11 protein-coding genes are annotated in these 13,552 nt (G+C 73.2%); 2 read left to right on the top strand and 9 right to left on the bottom strand.

Annotated features, from left to right (window positions below):
* Positions 1-4: 4 nt before the first annotated feature.
* Positions 5-718, bottom strand: coding sequence for a hypothetical protein (locus tag O7615_RS10775; protein ID WP_278177285.1), 714 nt, complete (start codon positions 716-718; stop codon positions 5-7).
* Positions 715-3,270, bottom strand: a complete 2,556-nt coding sequence (locus O7615_RS10770; RefSeq protein ID WP_278177283.1) for an FtsK/SpoIIIE domain-containing protein — start codon at positions 3,268-3,270, stop codon at positions 715-717. The genes O7615_RS10775 and O7615_RS10770 overlap by 4 nt, the downstream gene beginning before the upstream one ends.
* A gap of 198 nt (positions 3,271-3,468) precedes the next feature.
* Here O7615_RS10770 and O7615_RS10765 point away from each other — a divergent pair, with 198 nt between their 5' ends.
* Positions 3,469-4,023 (top strand): hypothetical protein, encoded by a 555-nt coding sequence (locus O7615_RS10765; RefSeq protein WP_278182059.1) that lies wholly within the window; start codon positions 3,469-3,471, stop codon positions 4,021-4,023.
* A gap of 2 nt (positions 4,024-4,025) precedes the next feature.
* Here O7615_RS10765 and O7615_RS10760 read toward each other — a convergent pair whose 3' ends face one another.
* The 7 genes from O7615_RS10760 to O7615_RS10730 are packed head-to-tail and all read right to left on the bottom strand — an operon-like array spanning position 4,026 to position 12,329.
* Positions 4,026-4,619: a hypothetical protein gene (locus O7615_RS10760; RefSeq protein ID WP_278177282.1), complete on the bottom strand. Its 594-nt coding sequence runs from the start codon at positions 4,617-4,619 to the stop codon at positions 4,026-4,028.
* A gap of 13 nt (positions 4,620-4,632) precedes the next feature.
* Entirely contained in the window at positions 4,633-5,802 is a 1,170-nt protein-coding gene (locus O7615_RS10755; protein WP_278177280.1) for a M23 family metallopeptidase, read from the bottom strand.
* Positions 5,799-6,356 carry a hypothetical protein gene (locus O7615_RS10750; protein ID WP_278177278.1) on the bottom strand — a complete coding sequence of 186 codons (558 nt, stop codon included), beginning with the start codon at positions 6,354-6,356 and terminating at the stop codon, positions 5,799-5,801. The genes O7615_RS10755 and O7615_RS10750 overlap by 4 nt, the downstream gene beginning before the upstream one ends.
* Complete coding sequence (locus O7615_RS10745) at positions 6,353-8,290, bottom strand: MFS transporter (RefSeq protein ID WP_278182058.1); 1,938 nt, start codon at positions 8,288-8,290, stop codon at positions 6,353-6,355. The genes O7615_RS10750 and O7615_RS10745 overlap by 4 nt, the downstream gene beginning before the upstream one ends.
* 2 nt (positions 8,291-8,292) lie before the next feature.
* Positions 8,293-11,586: an ATP-binding protein gene (locus O7615_RS10740; RefSeq protein WP_278177276.1), complete on the bottom strand. Its 3,294-nt coding sequence runs from the start codon at positions 11,584-11,586 to the stop codon at positions 8,293-8,295.
* A 49-nt stretch (positions 11,587-11,635) separates the two neighbouring features.
* On the bottom strand, positions 11,636-11,998 hold the full coding sequence (locus O7615_RS10735; RefSeq protein WP_278177275.1) for a hypothetical protein: 363 nt from the start codon (positions 11,996-11,998) through the stop codon (positions 11,636-11,638).
* Between the two features lie 13 nt (positions 11,999-12,011).
* Complete coding sequence (locus O7615_RS10730; RefSeq protein WP_278177274.1) at positions 12,012-12,329, bottom strand: hypothetical protein; 318 nt, start codon at positions 12,327-12,329, stop codon at positions 12,012-12,014.
* 364 nt (positions 12,330-12,693) lie between these two features.
* Between O7615_RS10730 and folP the strand changes: the two genes are divergently transcribed.
* Complete coding sequence (gene folP / locus O7615_RS10725; RefSeq protein ID WP_278177273.1) at positions 12,694-13,545, top strand: dihydropteroate synthase; 852 nt, start codon at positions 12,694-12,696, stop codon at positions 13,543-13,545.
* Positions 13,546-13,552 lie beyond the last annotated feature (7 nt).

Below are 13,552 nucleotides of genomic sequence, written 5' to 3'. Positions count from 1 at the left end.
GTTCTCAGGCAGCCAGCATCGTCAGGACGATCCCCGCGGTGGCCACCACCGCGGGGAGCAGACAGACCAGTGCGCCGAACCGGGGCGTACGGTCCACCGCTCCCCCCGGCCGGGTGGGGAAGAACCGGCCCACCGCGAGCCAACCCACGCCGAACGCGACCGCCGGCGCGGGCAGCCCCACCACCAGCGCCCCGGCGGTCACCGCGCCGGTGCCGGCCAGGGCGTACACCACCACCAGGAACAGCGGCACGAGCAGGCCCAGCGGCCCGTACACCAGCAGGTTGCGGGGGCGGGACGGCCAGTGCGCCACCCGGGACAGGCCGCGGGCGGCGAGCGTGTCGTCCCCGCCGTGGGCCCACCGCTGGGCATCCCGCAGTGCCGACAGCACCGCCGCCGGACCACCGGCCATCGACCGGGTCGCCTCGGTCAGCTCCGGCGGCGTCGGCACCAGCGAGATCGGTGGTACGCCCAGCTCACGCAGCCGGGCCTGCTGCGGCGCCAGCCGCGTGCGTACCCCGGCCAACTCCTCCCGGGCGGCCTGGACCGCCCGGGCCTGCTCGCTCGCGGCGGTCGCCGCGCCACGGCGCACCCCGTCGAGCTGGCGCGCGGCAGCCAGGTAGTCGGCCCAGGCGGCCGGCATCGGATCCTGCGGTGTGCCGCCGCCCGTCCGCTGCCGGCCCGGACCGGCGATCGTGGCCGGTGAGTGATCGAGCGTCATTCCGGCTCCCCCTCCTCGCCATCCGGCACGTCGTACGGCACCAGCACCACGCCGCGCTCTCCCGGTCCGTCCCACAGCACCACCCGGTCGGGTCGGGGCCGCCACTCCACCGGCCGGCCGAACACCGGCGTGAGCTGGGCGCCCGGCACTCCCGCCACCGCCACGGCGGTCAGCTTGTCGACCGTCTCGTCCGGCTCCACCAACGCCGCGAACGACGGCACCGTGCGCCACCAGCCGAGCACGTGCTGCCCGGCCGGCGGCCCGTCGCGCAGCAGTGTCCGCAGCCGCGACGGCGGCAGCTGCTCGGGCGGCGCCACGTCCAGCCCGAAGACCACCAGGTAGGTCGGCTCCCCGGCGTCCGCCACGGCGAGCAGCCCGGCCAGGTCCACCGTCTCGGCCGGATGTCGCGCGGCCAGCTCCGCCACGAGAGCGTCGGCCAGCGGCCGCGTCTCGGCGTCCGGTGCGGCAACCACGAACCGCGCCGTACCGGGCGGGTGATGCACCGCCGTGCTGCGGGTAGCCATCGCCAACAGCTGGCAGGCGTCCGGTCGCGGACCGAGGACGGCGAGGTTGCGTCCCGCAGCCGGGCCGAACGGCACCGCCACCGTGCTTCGCGCGACGTCCACCGCCCGCCCGAGCAGCGCCGCCGGGGTCATCGCCCGCCCGGCGAGGGCCGCCCGGTAGCGGGGATCGTTGCCCAGCAACGGGCGCGCGTACCCGGCGAAGACCACCGGCGGGGTGGCACCCTCCGCCTGGGCCGCCCACAGCCGGTGGCGCAACCCGGCCACCGCGTCCGGCTCGTCCTGCGGATCGGGGAACCGGACCATCCGCTCGTGCCCCCGGATGGCTCCCCGAGGGCCGCCGAGACCACCGGCGGTGTTCACCACCGCGCTGCCCACCGGCAGGCCGGCCGCGGAGTCGTTGGTGGGCTCCAGCACCGGCCCGCCGCCGGGCAGCGCGACCCGCACCGGGAACTGACCGAGCAGCGAATCCCGCAACCCACCGTCGGAGCGGGCACTCAGGCACAGGTCACCCTCGCCGGCCAGCACCAGATGGACGCCGTACGCCCGGCCGGTCCTGGTCAGCGCGTCCAATCGGCTGGCCGCCTCGGCGGCCAGCCGATCCCGTTCGGCGAAGAGCACCGGCAGGTTCTCCACCACACAGACGACCCGGGGCAGCGGTCGATGCCGTCGCAGCTCCGCGAAGCGCTGCCCACCGGCGCGGGCGGACGCCTCCGTGCGCCGGCGGACCTCGGCCGTTAGCTGGTCCAACAGATCCAGCACGTACTCCCGGTCGGCGGCCATCGCGGCGGCCCGGACCTGCGGGATCCAGGACCGGTCCCGCTCGGTCTGGAGGAACTCCGCGAAGGACTCGCCGCGGCCGAGATCCACCAGGTACAGCGACAGCTCGTCCGGGCCGTACCGGGCGGCGAGACCGAGCAACGCCGTGGTCAGGAACGTCGACCGGCAGGCCCGGGAACGGCCGCTGACCAGCCAGTGCGGGGTCAGCTCGGTGAAGCCGAGCGGAACCGGCCGGCCACCGGCGTCGCCGACCGTGGTGCTCAGCCCGTCCGTCCCGTCCGCCTGCCAGAGATCGTCCTCCGGCGGCGGTAGCAGGCCGGACAGGGACAAGCGGCTGCCGGCCTCGATCTGGGCGGCGAGCCGGTGGCAGACGATCTCGACCAACTGGGCCGGCGGATCCGGGTCGACGAACACCGGCGAGTTCAACCCGCCGTCGGTGTCGCTGAATGCTGCTCCGGGCGGGTCGCCCAGCAGCGCGTACGCGGTGCGCATCGCCACCGTCGTGGCCCCGGGCAGTGGGCCCCGGCCCGTCGGCGGCCAGCCGGCGACCACGAGGTGCAGGCCGGCGGCCGGCCCCTGCTCGGCGAGCGCCTCGATCCGGGCCAGGTCGCTCGGTCCGGTCCGCTCGGGGAGCGCGGCCACCACGAGCAGCAGCGAACGGTCGTGCCGGCGCGAACCCGACGATCCCGGTGCGACCCACCGCTCCGCCTCGGTCAGCACCGCCCGCAGACCGGCGGCGTCCGTGGCCGGCGGGGACAGCACCCCGGCGTCGCCGAGCGCCGTGAACGGCGCCAGCGCCGCGCCCGTCGCGTCCACCGCGCGTACCAGCAGCGCTCCCGCCGGTGTCGCCGCCAACAACCGCAGCAGTACGGCCCGGAGCAGCCCGGCCACCCGTGGGTCGCGCGCGTCGGTGTCCACCACGAGGTGACCGGTGCCGAGCAACGGGACCAGCGCGGGAAAGCGCGCGTCATCCAGCGGCGCGGCGATGCCGACCCGGACGAAGGGCGGTGGACCCTCCCCGGCGGGGGTGGCCGGCTCGGCGGTGTCCAGCGTGGATCCGGCCCAACCGGGGGCGAGGACGGCGGCCGCGGCACGCAACCGCTCGGCCAGCGCGTACTGGCGGCGCTGGTCCGCGGGGGCGGGCCGGGTCTCGTCGAGGATCGTCGTCGCCGCCGCGACCGTCGCGGCGGCCCGGCGGTGCAACGCGGCGGCGCGGAGTGCCCTTGCCTTCGGACCGCCCACCGTGTCCACCCCCTCCGCCCGAGGTCGGCACCCACTCGCCGGGCAGAGACGACGGTATCCCAGCGCGGGCTCGACCTCCGGGATGCGCGGCGGTGCTGCGCCGGTGTTGTCGTGGATCTCACCTACCGGCCATGTTCCGTCACGATCTGCTGAATTTGGGGCATTGGGTCCACGGCGTCCAGCCGATAGCCTCAGGGGGTGGAATCAGTGCCGCCCCCCGCCGGTTCCCAGGTTTCCCGCGTACCGGCGCAACGGACCCCGCCGGAGGAACTGGCGCCGCCCGCGGTAGCGCCAGCACCCCAGCGGCCCCGACGGCGGCTGCGTACGGTGCTGACGGTGGTTGCCGGGGTTGTCGCGGCGCTCTGCCTGGGCGGCGGGGTGGTCGGCTATCTCGTCTACGACCGCGCCACCGCCCCCGACCGCAGCGCTCCCGACGTGGTGGTGGACAACTACCTGCGTGCCTTCCTGGTGGATCGAAACGACGTCCGGGCGGACCTCTTTACCTGCGGGGGCGGTACCGATCTGGACCAGCTTCGACTGCTCAGGAACGATCTGGCGGACCGCGAGGAACGGTTCGGCACCAGGATGTCGGTCAGTTGGGGAAGTCTTCAGGTGGATCGGGACGGCGACAACGCCCAGGTGCGGGTCGACCTCACCTTTGCGGCTCAGGTGGATGGCATCAGGCAGAGTGACCGGCAGTCGTGGATGTTCACCACGCGGTTGGACGAGGACTGGCGGGTCTGTTCCGCGACGGCCGGCTAGCCTCACTCCACCCAGAGCATGTGGACGGGGACCTCCAGGGTGGTCGGTGACTGACCGCGCCAGGCCCAGCGATACCACTCGACCTCGGGCGTGACCCGTACGCAGATGTCGCCATCGGTGCCCGAGTATGCCTCGGTGACGGCGCGCAGGTCGCGGTGCTCGACGGCGCCGACCATGTGCACGACCCGCCGCCCGGTGACCGAATCCGCCTCGAAGACCGGGGTCGGTGGCCGGTGCGCGGGAGCGTCCAGCGAGACGAGACGCAGGCCGCCCTCCGTCGTCGGCGTGCCCGGCCGGCCCACCGTCTCGACCCAAACCCGCTCGACCGGCACCAGCGGCGCGAACACCTCCACCTGGTCGGACTCGGCGCGGTACCACTCGTGTTCGGGAATGACCGGGACGTAGGTGCGGCTGTTCTGCACCACCCGCTCGTCGGCCCGCAGGTCGGCCCGCCAACCCAGCCCGGGCAGCCCGACCAGCACCCGTTGCCCGCGCAGCTCGACGCGTTCGACAGCGGGGACGACGTCGATCGGTCGGGGTGGCTGCGGCGCCCAGTCGGGCTGATCGGCGAACGGGTCGGGAAGGGGTCCGGTCATGACGGTGGAGGGTTCACCCGGCGCCCTTCAACGGCGCGCCCTTGGACCGCATGAACGGCACCGGGTCGATGGCGCCCCTGCTGCTGCGGTCGCCGTCGACGTGCACCTCGAAGTGCAGGTGCGGCCCGGAGGAGTTACCGCTGCTGCCCACCTCGCCGATCACCTCACCAGCCTGTACGGTGTCGCCCACGGCGACCCGGGGACGGCTCACCAGGTGACAGTAGCGGGTGATGACGCCCTGGGCGTGCAGCACGTCGACGAACCACCCGCAACCACCCTTGCCCGGCCAGCCATCCACATCGCAGCTGAGCCGCCCCCTCCAGTCGGGGTCGCAGCGGGAGACCAACACCCGGCCGGTCGCCGCGACTCTGATCAAGGTGCCCTTCGGTGCGGCGATGTCCACGCCGTTGTGCCCGGGGCGACTGGCGGTCCGGAAGCCGGAGCCGACTCCGCCCGGAATCGGGGCGGTCCAACCGGAGGCGGCGATCTCGCCCGCCGCGGCGGCGTCGCACACCTCTCGCCCCGCGATCAGCACCGTCCGGGCCGCACCGCCGGCCAGCGCGTCGACGATGCGGGAGGCGAGCTCCTCGTGCTTGGCGTACGCGTCCGGAAAGGCACTGATCTGGACCCGTTGGGCGGCCACGGTCAGCGGTAGCTTCTGCCAGTCGGGCACGTCGACGAGCTTCTCGTAGAACTTGCGGGACGCGTACTCGGGGTTCATCCGCTGCGCGACGGTGCCCCAGGAGGCTCGTTGCTGGAAGAGCCCGACCGAGTCGTGGTCGGCCCCGATGCCCTCGTTGGGGATCTCCTGCGACTCCCCGACCGTGCGGTTGGCCAGGTTCAGCAGGCGCGACTCCTGCATCGCGGTCGCCACGGCGATCACCCAGCCCCGCGGCGGCACCTTCATCTCCTGGCCGACCTTGATGATCACGGCGGCGTTGCGCAGCTGGCGCTCCCCGTACTGGGCGATGCGCGGCATCCTGGCGGTGACGTCGACCTCGAAGTCGCCGGTGCACTCCAGACTGGTCGGGGTCAGCTGCTCGGCGCCGTCACCGCCCAGCTCGGTGAGGAAGAAGGCACCGGCGCCGCCGGTACAGCAGAGCAGCGCCAGCGCCGCGGTGAGCGCGGCCGCGAGGGCGCCGACCCGGACCGGTCGGCGACGCGGTCGGCTCTCCTCGCTCACCGCCGCTCCCAGTCCACGGCGTCCACCAACCACCGACCGTCCGGCGCCACCAGTTCGAGCCGGAGCTGCCCGGTGTCGAACGGGACCAGCGCCTCCACGAACGTCTCGCCGCGCGGGCGGAGGGTCACGTCCTCCGTCACCTCGCCGGCCGGTACGCCGGCCGGCCCGGCACCGGCGAGCTTCTCGGTGAGGGCGGGGGTCGAGAGGGGACGCAGAGTCTCGTGCCAGTCCTCCGCCGACTGTCCCGGAAGACCGAGCCAGGCGGCGACGAAGCGTTCGGCGACCCGAGCGGGGGCCGGTTCGCCCGGCTGGGTCACCGGCGACGGTGTGGTGGTCGTCGAGATCGCGCCGTCGTCCCCGGTGGTCGGATGCACGGTGGTGATCGGGTCGGCCGGGCGGTTGCTCAACCCCGCCGTCGGGTCGGCCGGGCCGGCCACCAGCCGGGCCGCGCCGACCACGCCGAGCACCAGCACCGCGATGCCGAGGGCGACGCCCAGCCGGGACCGCAGCAACCGGGTGACCAGGAACTCGACCGCCCGCCGCACGGCACTCACTGGGCCTCGGAGCGGATCCGGGGCGCGGGCTTCTCGGGTGTGCGCTGCGCCGAACCCGGGCGGTAAATCACGAAGGACGGGTTCTCGTCCGGCACGTCCGGCTCGGTCCAGGAGGCGGGCTGCCGGCGACGGGGCCGGGGCGCGACGGGCCGGCCCTCGGGGCGTTTCTCCGGGGCCTGGTCGCCGGCGCCGCCGGCCTCGCGGCCATCCGGCCGCTTCGCGGCGGCGGGTGCGCCGCTGGGGACCGGGTCCGGGCGAGCCTCCGGACGCACCTTCGGCTGCTCCGGTGCCGCCGCCCGGCGCCGTCCCACGCTGGGCTCGGCGGTGCCGCCGGGCTCGGCGACATCGAGCCGGGCGGCCGTGCGCATGTCCCGGAAGAACCGCCGGTGCCAGGAACCCGCCGAGCTGACCGCCTCGCTGCTGTCCTTGCCGCCGAGCTGCGTGATCCGCCGATAGGGGCGCAGCAGCAGCCAGCCCACCACCCCGCAGAGCCAGACCAGCACCACCTGCAGCCAGCCGGGCAGGGTGGGTGTGCTCATGATGAGGTCGACCGCGAAGAGGTAGATGGCGGCACCGGTACCGAAGATCGCGATGTTGAACAGCGCCGCCACCACCGCGTTGCCCAGCCGCCGTAGGCCGGCGCTGGCCGGGCGGAGCAGGCCGATGGTGCCCAGGATCGGCGCCGCGATCACCGCCCAGCGGAAGATCAGGAAGCCCAGCAGCACCAGCAGCGAGGCGGTCAGGTCGAACATCGCGAAGAGCAGGGCGGCGAGCACCGCGATGAATCCGGCGCCCACGCGGTCCATGTCCCGGATGCCCTTCAGGTACTCGTACGCCTCCGGATCCTCCTGCTTGATCTGCTCGGCGACCGTCATCCACTGTTGTTGCTTGGCGTTGAGGGTGGCCTCGCGGGTCTGCGGGTTGGCCCGGATCTTCTCCGCCTCCTCCCAGGAGAGCGACTTGGCGTCGTAGAGCGCCGCGCCGTATTTCTTGGCGGTCTCGCTGTCCGCCGAGCCGAGCACGCCGCGCAGCCAGTTCCGGTAGAGCATCGCCTCGGCCGCGGTGTCGCTGGCCCGGACCGCGGGAGGGCGCTTGTCCGTGCAGGCGTCCGGGTTGGGCATCGCGCACCGGCCGGGCGGGACGTCCCTTGCCGCCGGCCCGACGGCGTCGTGCACGACGCCGAGCGTGGAGACGAGGGCGCCGTCGGCGAGGTTGGCCGACTTGACCGGCCAGGCGGCCAGCGCGGTGACCGCCACCATCACCACCAGCGCCCACCCCGCCGTGGTCATCGCGGTGCTCATGTCGGACTGGCGCGAGCGCCAGAGCAGGTAGAGCCCGACGACGCAGAGCGTGACGATGCCGAAGACGCTGAACACCTTCTGGTAGATCGCCTTGGTGGCCTGGTCCACCAGAGGATCCGCCCAGCCCCACATCGTGCCCGGCTCCCAGGCGCGCTCGCGCAGCGCGTTCGAGGCGCCGATGATCGCGGTCGCCATCATGAACTCGCCGTTGGCGAGGGTGTTGGTGAACTTGTAGTCCGGGTGTAACAGCCCGGTCGCACAGCCGGTTTCGACGTCGTAGGTGCTGTAGCTGTAGCCGGCGTAGCCGTAGTCGCTGTAGTAGCCCTTCGGGCCGGGCAGCTTGGAGGCCTCGGGCCGGGACGCGAACCAGCCGGCCACGCCGGAGTCCGGCGCGGTCGGCGTTGGGGGATTGCGGCACGTCGCCTCTGATTGCGCCACCTGCTGCAGTCTGGTGACGCAGGCGCGGAAGTCTGCCTGCCACTCCTGCGTCGTGCACAGGTCGGCGGCGGCCTGGTACGCGACCGGAGCCGCGTGCGCCGGTGTGGCCGTGAGCCCGGGCCAGCTGATCGTGGCTGCGGCGAGGACGCCGAGCGCCAGGAGGAGCGCCGTGATCCGTGCCCGGGCCCTCGCCATAGTCACGCCTCCATGTCAGGCAGCACGGTCGGCAGCACCCCGGCAGCGGCGGCGATGGCGGCGGGGGTGGTGTCAAGGTAGTCCAGCAGTCCGTCCACGTAGGAAACGTCGACGCGTACCTTCTGCACTCGACCGTCCACGTCGCGCATCACGAACTCCCGGAAGCCGAGCCGGTCGGCGGAGGTCGCGTCGGCGGTCGAGAGCGAGGCGAGGGTGGCTTCGTAGCCGTCGTCGACCGGCACGCGCAGCAGTCGCAGCGCCTCGGAGGCGATCTCCGCATCCTCGGCGATCCGGCCGACGAAGACGGTGGAGACGAGGTTCTGCACGTCGAGGCCGAGGATGTCACGGGGGTTCTGTGAGGCGACCAGCGCGGCGAGGTTCCACTTGCGGGAGTCCCGGGCGAGTCTGACGAGAAACGAGCGGCCGGAGCGCCACCCCTCCATGAAGTGCGCCTCGTCCAGGCCGACCAGCTTGCGCGACGACATCGATCCGCCGTAGCAGCGGCGTACCGCCAGTCGGTGTGCGGTGTGCAGCATCGGCAGGGCGAGTGCCTCTTCGGCCGACCAGTACTCGCGTTCGATCTTGAGGTCGGGCAGTCGTAGACCGGCCATGGTGATCACGGTGAGCGCCGCGTCCGGCCCGAGCAGCCCCTCCGGGGGGCGACCGAAGAAGAGCATCGCGAGCGGCATCTCGGCGGTGTCCAACAGCAGGTTGGCCAGTTCCCGTCCAGCGTCGTCGTCGAGCTGGCCGAGGCAGGTGACCACGTCGTCCAGGGTGGAGTTCTCCTCGGCGGGTACCTGGCGTACGGCGTGCCGGAAGAGGGTGGCGGTGGAGGCCTCGCGGGCGACCTGCGGCGGCACCAGCATCATGCAGATGTCCTGCACCAGCATCCGCCGCTCGGCCCGGGCGTTGGAGACCGCGATCTCGAACTCCCGGTCGCCGGCGGCGCCGGCGCCGAACTCGCTGCGCAACGGGGTCGGGATCAGCGAGTACGGTGCCAGCGTGCCGTGTTCGGAGCCGGTCAGGTTCAACACGCGCGCGTACGGTCGCAGCTCCGGCATCGCGCAGAGCCGGGCCAGTGGGCCGGAGGGGTCCAGCAGGGTCACCTGCACGCCCCGGCGGGCGGCCAGGTAGCCCAGTGCGCCGAGCAGCGTGGACTTGCCGCCGCCCGGCTCGGCCACGAAGACCGCGAGGCCGGAGCGTTCGCGCACCTCCATCGGGAAGTGCAGGTCGAGGAAGACCGGCCGGCGGCAGGTGCCGGCGGTACGCCCGATCAGGTCGCCGCGCCGGTCGCCGACCGTGGAGGCGGCCTGCGGCAGCGCCGCCGCGAGCAGGTTGACCGGCATCCGCCGGACGTATCCGGTGTTGGCGATCGGCTCGCCCGGGATGAACTCGCGGGCCAGCCAGTCCTGGTTCTTCGGATGTTGCAGCGAGACGCGCAGCTCGCGGGAGTAGAGCTGGATCAACCGGCGGGCCCGTTCCAGGCACTCCTCCCGGGTGCGCCCGCCGACGGCGATCCGGTGCCAGCCGTGGGCGCGGGCGGAGTCGACCGGCAGCCCGGTGGTCATCTCGTCGCCGATCACCAGCGCCCGCTTGGCCAGCCGCTCCAACTCCGGTGGGGCGTCGATGCCGTGCTCGGCATAGTCGAGCTGCTGCGACCGGATCATTCGTAGCCGGTGTTCGAGGTTGCGGAAGGAATCGCCGGAGCCCAGGACGTCGACCCGGGTGGAGAGCTCCATCGGCCACGGCAGCCGCTCGTGGAAGTGCAGCCAGGGCTCGTGCCGCTCGGGGATCTCCAGCGGCTCCATCCGGCCCACGGCGAGCACCGCCACGTGCCGCTCCTCGCCGGTCATCCGGTTGACCAGCTTCACCGTCGATCCGTACGGCGTGCGGTAGCGCTCGACCTGCTCGGTGAGGGCGAGCAGATCGCCGCGCTCCCAACGCCCCTCGGTGATGGGTGAGAGCGCGCCGGGCGGTGCCATGCAGAGCGCCACCGACCGGTAGAGCAGCCATTCCAGCTCCTGCGCGGTGACCCGTCGCCCGCGCATGCCGAACGCGCCCAGCACCTCGTCGAACTGTTCGACGGTGCGGCCCAGCTTGCGTCGCTCGCCCTCGGCGACTCCCCGCCCGAAGGTGCGCAGCAGCCGTTCGGTGAGCGAGTCGCCGAGCGAACGGCGGGCGAAGGTGACCCCGAGATAGGTCTGGCCCTCGGCGTGGTTGACCGACAGCAGGTGCCGCTGAGCGGCCACCAGATGCTCGGCCCAGCCGGGCGTGCCGGGGACATCGGGCAGTGGCGCGGCGGTGTTCGCGTCGATGGTGCGGGCCCATTCGTCGGCCGGGAAGGGCCGGGTGGTGCGGCGCAGGTGCAGCCGGAAGCCGGCGAGGCCGGCGTACTGCTCGGAGATGGCCGAGAGCAGGGCCTCACGTTCCGCGTCCGGTCGGAAGGCCCAGCGCACCTCGGGCAGCCAGTACCAGGCGGTGACCGTGTTGGGGGTGAAGGTCAGGTGCCCGGCGATCTCGGTGATGGCGAGTTCGACCGCGGGATCCCGGTCGCCGAACTTGATCTTCGGTGGGCGGACCCGGACCGGCTTGACCGGCCGGTCGCGGTGGTCCACCGAGCGCTGCCGGGGGGCGGGGCGGGTGGCCGGTGCGGCGGCCCGCCGCGACGGCCGCGTCGCGGCGTCGGCGGCATGCGCCCCGTCGCGGGCGGGGCGATCGTCGGCGGCTGGCCGGGCGCTCGGCAGCCGGTCACCGGGTGGCGGAGCCGTCCGGGAGGCGGCCGCTGGCAGGCCCGTGGCCGTCGCGGCGTCGTCGACCATCCGGGCCGATGGCGTGGCCGGTGTGGAGTCCGGCGGTGGCGCGGGCACCGGGGGCGTTGGGGGTGCCGGGCGCGCCGCGGGCACCGGAGGTGGCGCGGGCCGGTGGGGCGCCGGTGCGGCGGCGGGTGCTGGCGCGGGGCTCGCCTGCTGCGGTAGGGCCCGTGCCGGGAGCCCGTTGCCACGCTGGGCGGGACCGGGCCTCGGGTACGCGCCACCGAACAGGTCGAGAAACGGCGAGTCGATGTCGGCGCCGTCGCGGCTGACCGGCGCGGATTCGGCCGCGACCGCCCGGCGCTGCTGCGGGCGGGGAGCCTGGAAGACGCCGACGCTGCCGTGACCCGGAGTGGCGGCGAGCGCCGGGTCCAGGGTGGTGTCGTCGAGTTCCTCGGTTTGTGGGTAGTCGAACGAACGCGCACGGTTACCTTGCGGCGCGGCCGGGCGCCCGGCCGGGGAACCCGGCGTGGAGGAGCGGCTCATGCGATCGCCCTGCCTGTGTCCTCGTTCGGCCCGTACGGCGTGCAGCCGGTCATGCCAGTTCCTCCCGGATCCTGATCCTGCTGCCGACCAGGCGCGGGTCGCGCTGCTCGGCGGCCGGCTCCCGGGTGCGTCGCCAGTCGGTCAGCGCGGTACGGATCACCATGCGCGCTGGACGGTCCGGGTCGACGTACCGGAAGACGAACGAGGTGGTCACGATGGCGATGGCGATCTCCCAGGCGGGGAAGAGTTCGACCTGCAAGGTGAACAGCCAGTGGATGAACATGTAGAGGGGAACGAGCAGGATGAACAGCCCGTACTGGGCGTACGGCAGGTGGACCGGAAGGGTGTAGCCGGGCGGCCCGAGATAGACCAGGCGGGCCCGGTAGATGTCGTCGTCGGTGCGCAGCCGCATGTCGTGCCCGCGCCTATTCGAAGATCAGGTTGATCAGGAAGTCGCCGATGAAGAAGAGGGTGGCGGCTCCGGCGATGAAGGCCAAACCGACGATCGCGATGGCGGAGCTGGTCAGCACCTTGGAAATCTCGCCCCGGCTGGCGCGGCCGATGAAGATGACGCCCAGCACGGCGAGCAGGATCGGAGCGATCTTGCTGGCGAAGAAGGTGACGACGCCCTCGGTGTTGATCCCCTTCGGCTCCTCGGCGGCGATTGGGATCGACGACGCCAGGGTGGAGAGCAGGTGGGCGGCGTTGGCGGACGCCGTTTCCATCAGCTCGATGGCGATCACTGAAACCTCCCCAAGTCGCGGCCGGCGGCGCCGCGGTGGTGCAGTAGGCAAGCCTTGCGGGATCGGTGCTCACGGTGCGCAGCGCCCGAGACCCTGCGTACGTCGCTCGCCACGGAAGGTGGCGATTCTTGGGCGGATTGTCCCGCTTCGGCCCTCCTCTAAGCGTCGCCATACTCGATGCTGGGCAATTCCACAGCGTACGGGCCGCCCCTCTTTGCGACAAGCCGCGAAGATACTGCCCGATCCGACCCGGACGACCGATCGTACACCTGTTCCAATTCCCATGTCACTGAGCTGTTGACGAGGGGTTCGTGCCCAGGCCGGGGCGCCTGGCGGGGTCGGCGGGACCGGTACCGTCCTACTCGTGACCGATCTGGTGCGGGCCGCGGCCCCGGTGGTGATGGGCGTCCTGAACGTCACGCCCGACTCTTTCTCCGACGGCGGACGCTACGCCGACGTCGACGCCGCTGTCGCACACGGCGTCCGGCTGCGCGCGGATGGGGCGGGGTTGGTGGATGTCGGCGGCGAGTCGACGCGACCCGGCGCCGACCGGGTCGACGCGGCGACCGAGGCCGCTCGCGTGGTACCGGTCATCCGGGAACTAGCCGCCGCCGGCGTTCCGGTCAGCATCGACACCACCCGCGCCCGGGTCGCCACTGCCGCCCTCGACGCCGGGGCGAGCGTCGTCAACGACGTCTCCGGCGGGCTCGCCGACCCGGACATGGCCCGGGTGGTCCGCGACGCCGGCTGTCCCTGGGTCCTGATGCACTGGCGTGGCCACTCCCGCCGGATGAGCGAGCTGGCGCGCTACGGCGACGTGGTCGCCGACGTACGTGCCGAACTCGGCCAACGGGTGGACGCGGCGCTCGCCGCCGGAGTGGCCCCGGACCGCATCGTCATCGACCCGGGTCTCGGCTTCGCCAAGACGGCCGCGCACAACTGGCAGCTCAGCGCCCGGCTGCCCGAACTGCTCGACCTTGGCCACCCCCTGCTGTTCGGTGCGAGCCGCAAGTCGTATCTGGGCCAGTTGCTGGCCGGCCCCGACGGCACGCCGCGTCCCACCGACGGGCGGGCGACGGCCACCGTCGCCACCAGCCTGCTCGCGGTCGCCGCCGGTGCCTGGGGGGTTCGGGTGCACGACGTGCGCGCCACCGTCGACGCGCTCGCCGTCTGGCAGGCCACCGGCCGTCCCCGCCTCGCCCCGGTGCCGGCATGAGAGCGTG

Source organism: Micromonospora sp. WMMD1082 (assembly GCF_029626175.1).
Classification (GTDB): Bacteria; Actinomycetota; Actinomycetes; order Mycobacteriales; family Micromonosporaceae; genus Micromonospora.
This window is presented reverse-complemented; position numbering and strand designations above follow the sequence as displayed.